Genomic DNA, 14,987 nt, shown 5'->3' with positions numbered 1-14,987 from the left:
TTTAGTCCAACGTCAGCGCGGGATCGAACTGCAGTGATTAAACCCCAGGCCTTACGATTCGCGCAACTGGCGCAATGCAGTCTTGTAATGGGCGGCAATGGCGTCCTGGGCTGGATGGCGGCCGTTGCGCACGGTCCAGCGGCCGCCGGCCAGCACGTCGCGCACCAGGTTGTCGTTGCCGCAGAACAAGAAGCGGCCGAGCACATCCCCGGGCGCGGCGCCGTCGAGATTCGGATGCGCGCCGTCCAGCACCAGCAAATCGGCGCGGCGGCCGGGTGCCAGCAGGCCCAGGCGGCGTCCGCTGGCCTGGGCGCCGCCGAGCAAGGCGCCCTGCCACAGGCCGGCCGCGACGTCGCGCCGGCCGGGGCCGGCCACGATGTTGCGCCGCCCGTGCTGCAGGCGCTGGCCATATTCGAGCCAGCGCAATTCCTCGACCGGACTCTGGGACACATGGCTGTCGCTGCCGATGCCGAAGCGTCCGCCGGCTGCGAGGTAGGGCGCCAGCGGGAACAGGCCGTCGCCCAGGTTGGCCTCGGTGGTCGGACACAGGCCGGCCACGGCGCCACTCAGGGCCAGCGCCGCCACCTCCCCTTCCGACAAATGGGTCGCATGCACCAGGCACCAGCGCGCGTCGATCTCGGCCTGATCGAGCAGCCATTCGACCGGACGGCGCCCGCTGGCGTCCAGGCACTGCTGCACTTCGAGTGCCTGTTCGGCGATGTGGATGTGCAGCGGCCGGCCGGCGGGCAGTGCCCGCGCCAGTTCGTTCAGCTGGCCGGGCGCGACCGCGCGCAGCGAATGCGGCGCGGCGCCGACTTCCAGCTGCGGGCTGCGCAGGCCGTCGAGCGCCTCGGCGATGCGCAGCACCAGCGCCGGGTCGCTGCGGAAGCGCCGCTGTTCGGGTTGCAAGGGCGCTTCCCCGAAGCCGGCGTAGGCATACATCACCGGCAGCAGCGTCAGGCCGATGCCGGCAGCGCCTGCCGCGGCGGCGATGCGGCGCGCCGTCTCGGCCGGATCGGCGTAGGCGGCGCCGTTTGTGTCGCGGTGCAGGTAATGGAATTCGCAGACGGTGGTATAGCCGTGGCGCAGGCATTCCACGTACAGCTGCGCCGCCACCGCCTCCACCTGTTCGGGCGTGATGCGGTTGGCGAAGCGGTACATCAGGTCGCGCCAGGTCCAGAAGCTGTCGGGGTCGCCGTTTCCAGACCCGCCCGCCCGCTCGGTCAGGCCGCCGAGTGCGCGCTGGAAGGCGTGCGAGTGCAGGTTGATCATGCCGGGCAGGACGTAATCCGCCTGCGCGCTACCCGCCGCGGCGACGGCATCCGGCTCGACCCGCACCAGGTCGCCGGCGCCATCCCACGCGATCAGCACGTCGCGCCGCCAGCCATCGGCCAGCAGCGCATGGCGGGCAAACAGCGCGGCACCTGGCCGGTTCACATGCGGACCCATTCCAGCGCCGTTCCCATCAGTTCGCGCAGCAGCGGCTGGACCCGGGCCGCCGCTTCGGGACGGTAATCGAAAGGCGGCGCTTCATCCATGTACAGGCACTGGCACATCTCGAGCTGGATCGCGTGTACGCCGCGCGCCGGGTCGCCGTAGCGGCGCGTGATGTGGCCGCCCTTGAAGCGGCCGTTGAAGACGAAGGAGAAGCGGTCCTGGACCGCGGCGACCTGCATGATCGCGCCCTGCAGCTGCAGCGAGCAGGACGTGCCGTCGGCGCTGCCGAAGTTCAGGTCCGGCAGGCGGCCCTCGAAGAAGCGCGGCACCCTCGATGCGATCGAATGCGCATCCCACAGCACCACGCGCCCGTGCAGCGCCAGCAGGCGCTCGAGTTCCGCCTGCAGCTGGCGATGATAGGGCTGCCAGTAGCGCGCCAGGCGGCGCGCAACTTCGATGGCGTCCGGCTCGTGGCCGGGCAGGTACAGGCGCTCGCGCGCAAAGGTGTCGACCGGGCACAGGCCGGTGGTGTCCTGGCCCGGATACAGGTTGCTGTCTTCCGGCGGGCGGTTCAGGTCGATCAGGTAGCGCGACCAGCGTGCCGCCAGCACCGATATCCCCAACTCTCCGGCAAAGTCGTACAGCTTGCCGAGGTGCCAGTCGGTATCGGCGCGCGCCGCGGCGCTGGGCGCGTAGTGGCCGGCCAGCTCGTCCGGGAGGTCGGTACCGCCGTGGGGAATCGACAGCAGCATCGGCGTCGACCCCGGTGTGAACCTGAAATCCATCGCAGCCCCTCCCTCTCAGTCGGTATGCAGTGCGGCGAACAGGTCCTTGCATGCGGCCGACAGTTCGCCTTCCATCACCATCCTGCGCGCCGCCTCGATGTCGGGCGCAAAGAAGCGGTCTTCGTCGAATGGTGCTACGCGCCGGCGCAGCGCGGCGTGCACGTGCTCGAGATGATCCGAGCTGGCCAGCGGCCGGTGGAACTCGATGCCCTGCGCCGCCGCCAGCAGCTCGATGCCGACGATGACGCCGGTATTCTGCGCCATCTGGCCGAGGCGGCGCGCGGCGAAGGTCGCCATGCTGACATGGTCTTCCTGGTTGGCCGAGGTCGGCAAGCTGTCGACACTGGCAGGATGGGCCAGCGACTTGTTTTCCGAGGCCAGCGCGGCAGCGGTGACGTGGGCGATCATGAAGCCGGAATTCACGCCCGGCTCGCGCACCAGGAAGGGCGGCAGGCCGGACAGGGTGGCGTCGATCAGCAGCGCGATGCGGCGTTCGGCTAGCGCGCCGATTTCGGCGATGGCGAGGGCCAGCGTGTCGGCGGCAAAGGCGACCGGCTCGGCGTGGAAGTTGCCGCCCGAGATGATGGCGGGGATGCCGTCCTCCAGGAACACCAGGGGGTTGTCGGTAACGGCATTCGATTCGATGAGCAGGGTGCGCCCGGCCTGGGCAATCAGGTCCATCACGGCGCCCATTACCTGCGGCTGGCAGCGCAGGCTGTACGGGTCCTGCACGCGCTCGTCGCCGACCAGGTGAGAGGCGCGGATCGCGCTGCCGGCCACCAGTGCGCGGTAGATCCTGGCCGCCGCGATCTGGCCCGGCTGGCCGCGCACGGCGTGCACGCGCGGATCGAACGGGGCGTCGCTGCCGCGTGCGGCGTCGAGCGACAGGCTGCCCGTCACCATGCCCGCCTCGAGCAGGCGCTCGGCCAGGAACAGGCCGTGCAGGGCCAGGGCCGTGGAAACCTGGGTGCCGTTGATCAGTGCCAGGCCCTCCTTGGCCGCCAGCACCACCGGTTCGATGCCGGCGGCGGCCAACGCCTCGCGCGCCTCGATCAATGCCCCATGCATGCGCACCTGGCCCACGCCCAGCATGGCCAGCGTCATGTGGGCCAGCGGCGCCAGGTCGCCCGATGCGCCGACCGAACCCTGCGCCGGAATCGCGGGCATGATGCCGGCGTTGTACAGGGCGATGAGCGTGTCGACGATCAGCGGGCGCACCCCCGAAAAGCCGCGCGCCAGGCTGCCGATCTTGGTCAGCAGGATCAGCCGCACCACCTCGTCCTGCAGCAGTTCGCCGGTGCCGACCGCGTGCGACAGGATCAGGTTGCGCTGCAGCTGTTCGAGCTGTTCGTGCGGAATGTGGCGCTTGGCCAGGATGCCGAAGCCGGTGTTGATGCCGTAGGCCGGGTCGCCCTTGGCGACGATCGCCTGCACGGCGGCGGCCGAGGCTTCGATGGCGGCGTAGGCTTGCGCTGCCAGCGTGAGCGGGCCGTGCGCCTGCCAGGCTGCGCGCAGCTCGGACAGCCTCAGGGCGCCGGGTTGGAGGGTCAGGTGCTGGGGTGTTTCGTGATTCATGACTTATTTAATCATCGGTAATGTCAGGCCGTACTTTTTGGCGGTCTCGATGGCGAGTTCGTAGCCGGCATCGGCGTGGCGCATCACGCCCGAGGCGCAATCGTTCACCAGCACCCGCGCCAGGCGCTTGTCGGCGGCAGCGCTGCCGTCGGCCACGATGACGACGCCGGCATGCTGCGAATAGCCCATGCCGACGCCGCCGCCGTGGTGCAGCGACACCCAGGTGGCGCCGCCGGCGGTGTTCAGCATTGCGTTCAGCAGCGGCCAGTCGGACACGGCATCGCTGCCGTCAAGCATGGCTTCGGTCTCGCGGTTCGGGCTGGCGACGGAACCGGTATCGAGGTGGTCGCGCCCGATCACGACCGGTGCTTTCAGCTCCCCGGTGCGCACCATCTCGTTGAAGGCCAGGCCGGCCAGGTGGCGCTCGCCCAGGCCGAGCCAGCAGATGCGCGCCGGCAGGCCCTGGAAGGCGATGCGCTCGCGCGCCATGTCGAGCCAGCGGTGCACGCGCGCGTGCTGCGGGAACAGCGCCTTGATCCTGGCGTCGGTCTTATGGATGTCCTCGGGGTCGCCGGACAGCGCCACCCAGCGGAACGGCCCCCTGCCCTCGCAGAACTGCGGGCGGATATAGGCTGGCACGAAGCCGGGAAAATCGAAGGCTTCGCGCACGCCCTGGTCGAGCGCGACCTGGCGGATGTTGTTGCCGTAGTCGACCGCCTGCGCACCCAGCGCCTTGAAGTCGAGGATGGCGCGCACGTGCGTCGCGCAGGCTTGTGCAGCAGCCTGCTTCAAGGCTGCGTGCTGGCTTGGGTCCTGCTGGGTGGCCTGCCACTGCGCGAGCGTCCAGCCGAGCGGCAGGTAGCCGTGGACCAGGTCGTGGGCCGAGGTCTGGTCGGTGACCAGGTCCGGCACCAGGCCGCCGCCCTGCGCGCGCCGCACCAGTTCCGGCAGCACCTCGGCGGCGTTGCCGAGCAGGCCGATTGAGACGGCTTCCCTTCTCGCCTTGTGCACGGCGACCATGGCCAGCGCCTCGTCGATGTCGCGCGCCTGCTTGTCGAGGTAGCGCGTGCGCAGGCGAAAATCGATGCTGCTCTGGCGGCACTCGACGGTCAGCGAGACCGCGCCGGCGAAGCTGGCCGCCAGCGGCTGGGCGCCGCCCATGCCGCCCAGTCCGGCCGTCAGGATCCACCTGCCTGCCATGTCGCCGCCGAAGTGCTGGCGCCCGGCTTCGGCAAAGGTTTCGTAGGTGCCCTGCACGATGCCCTGGGTGCCGATGTAGATCCAGCTGCCGGCCGTCATCTGGCCGTACATGAACAGGCCCTTGCGATCGAGTTCGTCGAAGTGTTCCCAGGTGGCCCACTTCGGCACCAGGTTGGAATTGGCGAGCAGGACGCGCGGGGCATCGGGGTGGGTCTGGAACACGCCGACCGGCTTGCCGGACTGGATCAACAGGGTCTGGTCGTCTTCCAGTTCGCGCAGCGAGGCCAGGATCCGGTCGTAGCAGGCCCAGTCGCGCGCGGCGCGGCCGATGCCGCCGTAGACCACCAGGTGCTGCGGATTCTCGGCGACTTCCGCATCCAGGTTGTTTTGCAACATGCGATAAGCCGCTTCGGTCAGCCAGCTCTTGCAATGCAGCTGGCTGCCGCGCGGGGCCTGGATCGTACGCGACGGATCGAAACGCGGGTCCTGCAGCGGCGCGGCTTGGCTCATGGCGGCTCCTCGGAATGTCCAGAGCAGTCTAGGTTGTCTATACAACACCGTCAATCCATATTTGCAAGCCGCTGGCTGCTTATTTGCGGTAGACCTGGCGGCCGGCGACCCAGGTTTCCAGCACGCCAGTTTTATGGATGTCGTAGGGCGTCATCTTGAACAGGTCGCGGTCGATCACGATGAAATCGGCGTACTTGCCGACTTCGAGCGAACCCTGGTTCTGTTCCTGGTGACCGGCCCAGGCTGCATCCAGCGTGAAGCAGCGGAAGGCTTCCTTCAGCGACATCTCCTGCTCCGGATACCAGCCGGCGATCGGATTGCCGCCGGCATCCTGGCGCGTGACGGCGGCGTGGATGCCGTAGAACGGGTTCGGCGCCTCGACCGGGAAGTCGGAACCGCAGGCAATGCGCGAGCCCTGCTGCAGGAAAGTGCGCCAGGCATACGCGCCCTTGATGCGCTCGGGGCCGACGCGGGTCTCGGCCATGTTCTTGTCCGAGGTCGCGTGGGTCGGCTGCATCGACGGCACGATGCCGATGGTCTTGAACCTTGGGATGTCGTCGAGCGTGACGATCTGGGCGTGCTCGATGCGGTTGCGCTGCGCTTCGGTGTGGTTGGCCTTGATCTCCTTGGCGAAGGCGTCGAGGATCTGGCGGTTGCCGGCGTCGCCGATCGCGTGCACGTTGACCTGGTAGCCCTTCTTCATGGCCTTGCCGATCATGGTGTCGATCTCTTCGTTCGAGTGGAACAGCAGGCCGTGCGAGTGCGGGTCGTCGCTGTACGGGGCCAGCAGTGCGGCGCCGCGGCTGCCCAGGGCGCCGTCGGCGTACAGCTTCACCGCACGCAGGAAGTACATGTCCTTGCCGTAGCTGTTCAGCGGGCCATTCTTGGCCAGCTGGTCGAAATCGGGGCCGGTGCCGCCGATCATGGCGTAGATGCGCGCGGTGAGCTTGCCCTGGTCGGCGAAGCTGCGGTACAGCTTGTCCTGGCTTACCGTGATGCCGGCATCGTGGGCACTGGTGAGGCCGACGCTGGCCATCTTCTGCAGCGACTTCTCGAGCATCGTGCGGCCTTCCGCCTCGGTCGGCTGCGGCAGCACCTTCAGCATCAATTCCTTGGCGGCGTCGACCAGCACGCCGGTGGCATGGCCATCGGCATCGCGGACGATCCTGCCGCCGGCCGGGTCCGGCGTTTTATCGGTGATGCCGGCCAGCGCCAGCGCGCGGCTGTTGGCCCAGCCGGCATGGCCGTCGACGCGTTCGAACCACACCGGGCGGTTGCTGACGAGGGTGTCGAGTTCCTTCGCGGTCGGGAAGCGCCCCAGCTTCCAGTTTTCCTGGTTCCAGCCACGGCCGCGCAGCCAGCCCTGGCCCGGGTTGGCACGCGCGTACTCGGCGATCGCGGCCTGCGCCTGCTGCAGCGAGGTGGTGCCGGAGAGGTCGAGCTGGGTCAGCATCTCGCCCAGGCCGAACACGTGGCCGTGCGCGTCGATCAGGCCCGGCAGCACGGTGCGTCCTGCCATGTCGACGTGCTTTGCCTTCGGCGCCCTGGCCGCCACCTCCTTGGCCGTGCCGACCGCGGTGATGCGGCCATTGTCGTCGAAGGCCATCGATGCGAACTGGACGATGTCCCCTTTCGCGTTCAGCGTGTAGCCGTTGGCGTTGTCGATCACGGTGTCGGCGTGGGCCGCGGACAAGGCGCCGCATGCGGCCAGGACAAACAGGGAACACTGCAGGGGAAGCTGGCGCAGGCGCATCGTTGACTCTCTCCATACTTGAAGGTGGCGGACCCGGCTGTGGATCCGAAGCAAGCTTCAGAGTGTATAGAAATTTGCGCAATGGTCAAACCATGACTGGCCGCTTCCGTCAGGGCTTCTCGTCCCGCTCCAGGTCCAGCAGCGCCCGCTTGCGTTCGATCCCCCAGCGGTAGCCGGAGAGCGCGCCATCGTTGCGCACCACGCGGTGGCAGGGGATGGCGATGGCGACCGGGTTGGCGGCGCAGGCACCGGCGACGGCGCGGGCCGCTTTCGGCATGCCGAGGCGTTCGGCCAGTTCGGCGTAGCTGACGGTCTGGCCGGACGGGATCTGGCGCAGCGCCTGCCAGACGCGCTGCTGGAAGGCGGTGCCGCGCACGTCCAGCGGCAGGTCTAGACCGATGCGCGGGGCTTCCACGAAGGACACTACCTGCGCCACGGTGCGCTCGAAGCCGGGTTCGGCGCCGACCAGGTCGGCGTTCGGAAACCGTTCCTGCAAGTCGTGCAGCAGCGCTTCGGGGTCGTCGCCCAGCAGGATCGCGCAGATGCCCTTGCCGGTGGCCGCGACCAGCAACGCGCCCAGCGAGCAGGCGGCCACCGCGAACCGGATCGCTTCGCCGCTGCCGCCGGCACGGTAGCGGCGCGGCGTCATGCCCAGCACGCCGTTCGAGGCGGCGTAGAAGCGGCCGCTGGACTGGAAGCCGGCGTCGTAGGCGGCCGCGGTGACGGTGGGCGCCTGCGCCAGTTCGCGTTGCAGGCGCTCGGCCCGGCGCGCCGCGGCATAGGCCTTGGGCGTGATGCCGGTATGGGCCTTGAACACGCGGTGGAAATAAAAGCGGCTCATGCCGCAGGCGCGGGCCAGGGTGTCCAGGTCGGGTTCGTCGATGGCGGCGTCGATCAGGCGGCAGGCGCGGGCCACGATGGCGGCCTGGCGCTCGGCCAGCGGCGGATCGAGCGGGCGGCAGCGCAGGCAGGGCCGGAAGCCGGCCGCTTCGGCTTCCAGGCTGCTGGCGTGGAAGGCGACGTTGGCGCGGCGCGGCGTGCGTGACGGGCACGAGGGCCGGCAGTACACCCCGGTACTGCGCACCGAATAATAGAACTGGCCGTCGGCCGCGTGCGAGCGGGCGCAGACCGCGGCCCAGCGCGCGTCGTCGCCCGCAATCATCTCCTGCTGTGTGTTCATGTCTGCCTCCCCCCGATAAGGATACGAATGCGCGATATGAATGCGCATACCTGCATGGTACGCAGCCGCGCCGCGCCCGGCACCCCGGCTCTTGCTTTCAAATCCGCGATGCTAGAATGCGCCCTGACTAGAACGTAGACCGGGCAACGGCCCGGCTCCCGGAGAAACCAGTTTGGACGGACAGACCGCGCAAGACACTATGCCACTGGGCACGCCACCTGGCATTCCCATTTTCCAGCGTATCAAGGATTACCTGCTTGGCGAAATCGCCTCGGGCCGCTGGAAGGAAGGCGACCTGGTGCCGTCCGAGCAGGCCCTGGTGCGCCAGTTCGGCGTGTCGCGCATGACCGTCAACCGCGCCGTGCGCGAGCTCACCGCCGAACAGGTGCTGACCCGGCGCCAGGGGTCGGGCACGTATGTCGCGCCGCAAAAATACCAGGCCACGCTGGTCGAGATCCGCAACATCGCCGACGAAGTGCGTGCGCGCGGCCACGTCCACGCCAGCCGTCCGCGCCTGCTGGAAAGCGGCGCGGCGAGCGAGGCGCTGGCGGCGCGCTTCGGCGTGGCGGCCGGTGCGCCGCTGTTCCACTCGCTGATCGTGCACGAGGAAAACGGCCGCCCGATCCAGGTCGAGGACCGCTGGGTCAACCCGGCCTGCGCCCCCGCCTACCTGCAGCAGGACTATACGCGCATCACGCCCAACGAGCACCTGATGGTGGCGGCGCCGCTGCAGGGCGCCACCTACAGCATCGAGGCGCTGCCGGCGCCGCGCGAGGTGGCCGAGATGCTGGCCATCGCCCCCGGCACTGCCTGCCTGGTGCTGAAGCGCCAGACCAGCTCGAACGGCTTGGTGGCGTCGGTGGTGACGATGTGGCATCCAGGCGATTTGTACAAGTTCACGGGCAGTGTCGGTTGAAACAGTGTCAGGCACGCCACGCCTGCAAAAAAAGCTGACGGCAGATCACACACGGGGCTTGTCGGTACGCGATAATGCCTCATCTTCCGTTGCGATACCGGGGCCCGGCGGCGTGTTAGGTTTTTGTACAAAGCTCACGAACACGTTTCAGGAAAATAGGTTATTATTTCAGCCAATCCCCGCCTGACGTCCTCTTGCAGATCTTCCACTGTTTGAAAAGTGCACACACTGCCTCCACCATTGTGTTGCCGAACCAAGTCTGACAAGTACGGGAACCGGCTGACGCTTGTCGACAACCGACAGCGGCAATGACCCATTCAGGCGCGAACCTATAACTGAGTGACCTACCTCTCCTTGAGGAAAACATGAGCGAAAACATCAAACACATCAGCGATGCATCTTTCGAAACCGACGTGCTCAAGTCCGAGCGCCCGGTCCTGGTCGACTTCTGGGCCGAGTGGTGCGGTCCTTGCAAGATGATCGCCCCGATCCTGGAAGAAGTCGCAAAAGAATATGACGGCAAGCTGCTGATCGCGAAGATGGATGTCGACGCGAACCAGGCCGTGCCGGCCAAGTTCGGCATCCGCGGCATCCCGACCCTGATCCTGTTCAAGAACGGCGTCGCGGCCGCACAGAAGGTTGGCGCCCTGGCCAAGGGCCAGCTGACGGCCTTCATCGACAGCAACATCTGATACCATAGGCGGCGGCAGCGCGCCCGCGCGGCCGCCCTTTCTTCAGCACGGGAAGGCGATCGACTCCGATGCCCCCTAATTATTAACCCACGCAGTTCCCTCCCCTACCTTTACTTTCCCGTCACGGGACACCCGACACATGCACTTATCTGAACTGAAGGCAATGCACGTCTCCGCCCTTCTGGAGATGGCGATCAGCCTGGATATCGACAACGCAGCCCGCCTGCGCAAACAAGAACTGATGTTCGCGATCCTCAAGAAACGCGCGAAACAAGGCGAGCAGATTTTCGGCGACGGCGCGCTCGAGGTATTGCCGGACGGTTTCGGTTTCCTGCGCTCCCCGGATGCGAGCTACATGGCATCGACCGACGACATCTACATCTCGCCGTCGCAGATCCGGCGCTTCAACCTGCATACGGGTGACTCGATCGAAGGGGAAGTGCGTACGCCGAAGGACGGCGAACGCTACTTCGCACTGGTCAAGGTGGACAAGGTGAACGGCGAGTCGCCGGAAGCCTCGAAGCACCGCATCCTGTTCGAAAACCTGACGCCGCTGCACCCGAACGAGCCGCTGCGCCTGGAACGCGACATGAACGGCGCCGAAAACATCACCGGCCGCATCGTCGACCTGATCTCGCCGATCGGCAAGGGCCAGCGCGGCCTGCTGGTGGCGTCGCCGAAATCCGGCAAGTCGGTCATGCTGCAGCACATCGCCCACGCGATCACCGCCAACCACCGCGACTGCACCCTGATCGTCCTGCTGATCGACGAGCGTCCGGAAGAAGTGACCGAGATGCAGCGTTCGGTGCGCGGCGAAGTGGTCGCCTCGACCTTCGACGAGCCGGCCACCCGCCACGTGCAGGTCGCCGAGATGGTGCTGGAAAAAGCCAAGCGCCTGGTCGAAATGAAGAAGGACGTCGTGATCCTGCTGGACTCGATCACCCGCCTGGCACGCGCCTACAACACCGTGATCCCGGCCTCGGGCAAGGTCCTGACCGGCGGTGTCGACGCCAACGCGCTGCAGCGTCCAAAGCGTTTCTTCGGCGCCGCCCGTAACGTCGAGGAAGGCGGCTCGCTGACCATCGTCGCGACCGCGCTGATCGAGACCGGTTCGCGCATGGACGACGTGATCTACGAAGAATTCAAGGGTACCGGCAACATGGAGGTGCACCTGGAGCGCCGCCTGGCCGAGAAGCGCGTCTACCCGGCGATCAACCTGAACAAGTCGGGCACCCGCCGCGAAGAACTGCTGATCAAGCCGGACCAGCTGCAGAAGATCTGGATCCTGCGCAAGCTGCTGTACTCGATGGACGAGATCGAGGCGATGGAGTTCATCCTCGACAAGATGCGCGCGACCAAGAACAACGTCGAATTCTTCGACCTGATGCGTCGCGGCGGCTGATCCGGCCTGCCGGATCGACGGGCTCGTGCCCGCATGGAAAAGGCGAGGCGACTCGCCTTTTCTGCTTTTTGCGCTACGATATATACATGTCAAGGCTCGGGGCGGTCCAGCCCGGAAAATCCGCGTTGAGATTATCCAGGAGAGCCCAATGACTTCCGATGAATTGCATGATGTCCCCGCCCAGCGCGCCAACGGTTTGCTCGACCGGCGCCTGACGGTCCTCGAAACCCGTTTCGACACGACACTCACCATGCTGCCCAACAAAGCCGATCTGTCGGACCTGAAAGCCGAACTGAAAGCCGACATCCACGGCGAAGCGGCCCACCTCAGCAAATGGATGGCGGCCACCGCCATCACGATGGTCATCGGCTTCGGCGGCATGATCCTGACCGTGCTGTCGCGCCTGCCGCACGCCTGAAGCACCCATTGTGCCGCACCTGCGGCAGTGGTTGCCTCCGGGACGCTGCTGGCTTATAATCGCCGGTTCAGTACCCAACCCTGGCAAGTGATCGGCAATCGGGTCGAGAAGCAGTAGGACCGACGAAGTGCCTTTTGGCTACCAACTTAACCGAGGCAAAACCATGAAAACCAATACCCATCCGGATTACCGCGAAGTCGTCTTCCACGATCTGTCGTGCGATTTCAAATTCATCACCCGCTCGACCATCAACACCCGCGAAACCATCGATTTCGAAGGCAAGCAATACCCGCTGGTCAAGATCGAGGTGTCGGCTGAATCGCACCCGTTCTTCACCGGTAAGCACAAGATCGTCGACACCGCTGGCCGCGTCGAGAAGTTCCGCCAGAAGTTCGGTTCGGTCGGCTCCAAGACTTCGGTCGCCAACGGCTAAGTCGCCGAGGCTCGACTACCCGGGAAGCCTGCGGGCTTTCCAAAAGGAAGCCAGCCGGCTTCCTTTTTTTTTGCCCTCGACAAACCTTGCTGCCGCCCGCACCGGTTTTTCGAGGTGCCCTATACTACGCCACAACAATAATTCAACGCACCACGCAGCGTGCGCAGCTTATCGATGAAACCAGTCCGCCTCCCCGCCGCCGCCACCCTTGCGCTGCCACGATGGGCCCTGTATGCACTTGGCCTGTTGTACATCCTGCCGGGCCTGATCGGGCGCGATCCGTGGAAGGACGATGCCGGCAGCTTCGGCATCATGTGGACCATGGCCCATGGCGGTATCCAGGACTGGCTGCTGCCCAATATCGCCGGCCTGCCGGCACCCGAGGAAGGACCACTGGCGTTCTGGCTGGGAGCGCTCTGCATCAAGCTGTTCGGCTGGCTGGTCGGCGACGTGCTGGGTGCGCGCGTCTCGACGGCCGGCGTGTTCGTGCTGGGCACGGTCTCGCTGTGGCATGCCGCCTTCCACCTGGGCCGGCGCGCCGAAGCCCAGCCGCTGCGCCTGGCCTTCGGCGGCCAGCCCGAGCCAGACGACTACGGCCGCACCCTGGCCGATACCGCGGTCCTGATCTACATCGGCTGCCTTGGCCTGCTGCTGCACAGCCATGAAACGCTGGCCGTGACCCTGCAGGGTTCGCTGGTCGCCTGGTTCCTGTTCCGCTCGGTCCGCTACATCGAAGACGCCACCCCGCGCAACGCGGTGCTGGTCGGCGTCGCCCTAGGCTTGCAGACCCTGACGCGCGGCTTCGCGTCGCCGCTGGTCCTGCTGGCGGCGCTGTTCCTGTGCATGCGCGTCCTCAAGCTGCCGTCGGCGCACACCCTGCGCCACTTCGGCCAGGCCGCCGGCACCGCCGTGCTGATATCGCTGGTCTGGATCGTGCCGGCGGCGCTGGCCAAGCCGTACGGCCTGTCCCCGGTCGGCGACTGGCTGAGCTGGAACGCCAATCAGCTCAGCCTGCCTGACTGGACCGCGCTGAAAGCCTTCGTGCGCGTCGGCGTCTGGTACTGCTGGCCGGCCTGGCCGTTCGCCGCCTGGGCCGCGTGGGCCTGGCGCCGCCAGCACGGCCTGATGCACATCATCCTGCCGACCTGGTTCGTGGGCGCGCTGGTGCTGCTGCTGCTGTGCGACCCGGTCTCGGAAAACGGCGACCTGCTCAAGCTGCTGCCGCCGATGGCGCTGATGGCCGCCTTCGGCCTGCCGACCATGAAGCGCGGCGCGATCAATGCGATCGACTGGTTCTCGGTGATGGTGCTGACCCTGCTGGGCGCCCTGGTGTGGCTGTTCTGGATCGCCAAGCTGACCGGCGTGCCGGCCCAGCTCGCGAAAAACGCACTCAAGCTGGTGCCCGGCTTCCATCCGGAATTCGGCATCGTCGCCTTCCTGGTGGCGGCCGCGGCAACGCTCGGCTGGATCTTCCTGGTCAACTGGCGCCTGTCGCGCCAGCCCTCGGTGCTGTGGCGCGCGGTGGTGCTGTCGTCCGGCGGCCTGATCCTGCTGTGGGTGCTGTTGATGACACTGTTCCTGCCGGACCTGAACTATGCGCGCAGCTACGCCAGCGTAGCCCAGCAGCTCGCCGCGCGCCTGCCGGCCGACGCCGGCTGCATCGACGCCAACGTCGGTCCGGCCCAGCGCGCATCGCTCGCCTACTTCGGCCACCTGCCCTTCGCCCGCGTCGGGCAGGACCGCTGCGAATTCCTGCTGGTGCAGGACAGTAGCGGGCGCCGCGCCGGGCAAACCGGCCCGGTGGAACGCGCCCTGGCGGAAGGCCGGGTGATGCAGCACGGCGACGGCGTCTGGGGCGGGCGCGACGTGATGCAGGACTTCCGTCCGCGCGACTGGACCCTGCTGTGGGAAGGCCGCCGCCCATCGGACCGCGACGAACGCTTCCGCCTGTACCAGCGCACGCACTGAGCGAGCTTGCCGCCAAAAGACCACCCTTACGCCGGGTGGTTTTTTTATGCCCGAGGCCGGCACCGCCCATTGCCGGAATGGACAGGCGGCCTCGCTCTATATTGCCTAAAAGCATTTTATCCAAGGAAAAGCCTCGCTTGAGAAAGATCAATTCTCCTTCGGAGCGGGTGTTCAAAAATGGCGTTACGGCATACAGCATGTGCCGTCCCAGCCAAGGAGCCCATCATGAAAAGCGTAACGTTTTCCGATATCGAGCACGCCCGCGATCGCGCGCGTTTCCTGCCCAGCCTGTGGTCGATGCGTGGCCGGACGGTAGCCGCGATGACGCTGGCGCTCGGCCTGCCGGCCCTGATGATGGCCTTTCATTTGCTGGATCCGGATGCGCCGCTCGGCTACATCGTGGTGCCGGTGCTGCTCGGCGGCCTGCTGCCGATGATGCACGTGCTGCCGGGCCGGCTGCAGGTCAAGACCCGCTTCGAAGCCTGGCACCTGGTCGGCACGCTCGACGATGCCCTGGACAAGCTCGGCTACACCCAGGCCGGCCGCGCACCCGGCACCGTGCACTACCGCGCCCGCGCCGAGCGCTGGCCGCAATGGCAGCACAAGGAAATCACCGTGACCGTGCGCGACCATGCGCTCGAAGTCACCGGCCCGATCGCTGCCCTGCGGGAGCTGCGCCAGCAGATGGATTGCTGATGCAGCATCTGCCTGGCGCACG

The 14,987-nt window shown here is 66.9% G+C and carries 13 protein-coding genes; 7 read left to right on the top strand and 6 right to left on the bottom strand.

The features are described from left to right. Positions 1 to 51: 51 nt before the first annotated feature. The 6 genes from FBX97_RS11205 to ada all read right to left on the bottom strand — a co-directional run bounded on the left by FBX97_RS11205 (position 52) and on the right by ada (position 8,440). The gene (locus FBX97_RS11205; protein WP_370457223.1) at positions 52 to 1,437 is read right to left on the bottom strand and encodes a formimidoylglutamate deiminase; all 1,386 of its coding nucleotides are present in this window, start codon (positions 1,435 to 1,437) and stop codon (positions 52 to 54) included. Beyond that, complete coding sequence (gene hutG, locus FBX97_RS11200; protein ID WP_141831598.1) at positions 1,434 to 2,222, bottom strand: N-formylglutamate deformylase; 789 nt, start codon at positions 2,220 to 2,222, stop codon at positions 1,434 to 1,436. The genes FBX97_RS11205 and hutG overlap by 4 nt, the downstream gene beginning before the upstream one ends. Before the next feature lie 15 nt (positions 2,223 to 2,237). Continuing rightward, entirely contained in the window at positions 2,238 to 3,797 is a 1,560-nt protein-coding gene (gene hutH / locus FBX97_RS11195; RefSeq protein WP_141831596.1) for a histidine ammonia-lyase, read from the bottom strand. A 3-nt stretch (positions 3,798 to 3,800) separates the two neighbouring features. Further along, a complete protein-coding gene (hutU, locus tag FBX97_RS11190; RefSeq protein WP_141831593.1) occupies positions 3,801 to 5,507 on the bottom strand; it encodes a urocanate hydratase in 1,707 nt (568 codons plus the stop codon). Between the two features lie 79 nt (positions 5,508 to 5,586). Further along, positions 5,587 to 7,260, bottom strand: coding sequence for an amidohydrolase (locus FBX97_RS11185; protein WP_141831591.1), 1,674 nt, complete (start codon positions 7,258 to 7,260; stop codon positions 5,587 to 5,589). A gap of 109 nt (positions 7,261 to 7,369) precedes the next feature. Beyond that, positions 7,370 to 8,440 (bottom strand): bifunctional DNA-binding transcriptional regulator/O6-methylguanine-DNA methyltransferase Ada, encoded by a 1,071-nt coding sequence (gene ada / locus FBX97_RS11180; RefSeq protein ID WP_221631795.1) that lies wholly within the window; start codon positions 8,438 to 8,440, stop codon positions 7,370 to 7,372. Between the two features lie 199 nt (positions 8,441 to 8,639). On the opposite strand from ada, the gene hutC reads away from it, so the two are divergent. The 7 genes from hutC to FBX97_RS11145 all read left to right on the top strand — a co-directional run bounded on the left by hutC (position 8,640) and on the right by FBX97_RS11145 (position 14,965). Further along, positions 8,640 to 9,356 (top strand): histidine utilization repressor, encoded by a 717-nt coding sequence (gene hutC / locus FBX97_RS11175; protein WP_141831587.1) that lies wholly within the window; start codon positions 8,640 to 8,642, stop codon positions 9,354 to 9,356. A 365-nt stretch (positions 9,357 to 9,721) separates the two neighbouring features. Beyond that, positions 9,722 to 10,048: a thioredoxin TrxA gene (trxA, locus tag FBX97_RS11170; RefSeq protein ID WP_141831585.1), complete on the top strand. Its 327-nt coding sequence runs from the start codon at positions 9,722 to 9,724 to the stop codon at positions 10,046 to 10,048. Positions 10,049 to 10,187: 139 nt separating this feature from the next. Next, on the top strand, positions 10,188 to 11,450 hold the full coding sequence (gene rho / locus FBX97_RS11165; protein ID WP_141831583.1) for a transcription termination factor Rho: 1,263 nt from the start codon (positions 10,188 to 10,190) through the stop codon (positions 11,448 to 11,450). 148 nt (positions 11,451 to 11,598) lie between these two features. Then, positions 11,599 to 11,868 (top strand): hypothetical protein, encoded by a 270-nt coding sequence (locus FBX97_RS11160; protein WP_141831581.1) that lies wholly within the window; start codon positions 11,599 to 11,601, stop codon positions 11,866 to 11,868. Positions 11,869 to 12,031: 163 nt separating this feature from the next. Further along, positions 12,032 to 12,301 carry a type B 50S ribosomal protein L31 gene (locus tag FBX97_RS11155; protein WP_141831579.1) on the top strand — a complete coding sequence of 90 codons (270 nt, stop codon included), beginning with the start codon at positions 12,032 to 12,034 and terminating at the stop codon, positions 12,299 to 12,301. Positions 12,302 to 12,475: 174 nt separating this feature from the next. After that, complete coding sequence (locus tag FBX97_RS11150) at positions 12,476 to 14,269, top strand: glycosyltransferase family 39 protein (protein WP_141831577.1); 1,794 nt, start codon at positions 12,476 to 12,478, stop codon at positions 14,267 to 14,269. 225 nt (positions 14,270 to 14,494) lie between these two features. Next, complete coding sequence (locus tag FBX97_RS11145; RefSeq protein ID WP_141831575.1) at positions 14,495 to 14,965, top strand: hypothetical protein; 471 nt, start codon at positions 14,495 to 14,497, stop codon at positions 14,963 to 14,965. Positions 14,966 to 14,987: the final 22 nt, after the last annotated feature.

The sequence above is a fragment of the Herbaspirillum sp. SJZ107 genome, from assembly GCF_006715485.1.
Classification (GTDB): domain Bacteria; phylum Pseudomonadota; class Gammaproteobacteria; order Burkholderiales; family Burkholderiaceae_D; genus Telluria.
The sequence above is the reverse complement of the archived record's forward strand: the minus strand, read 5'-3'. Positions and strand labels throughout refer to the sequence as shown.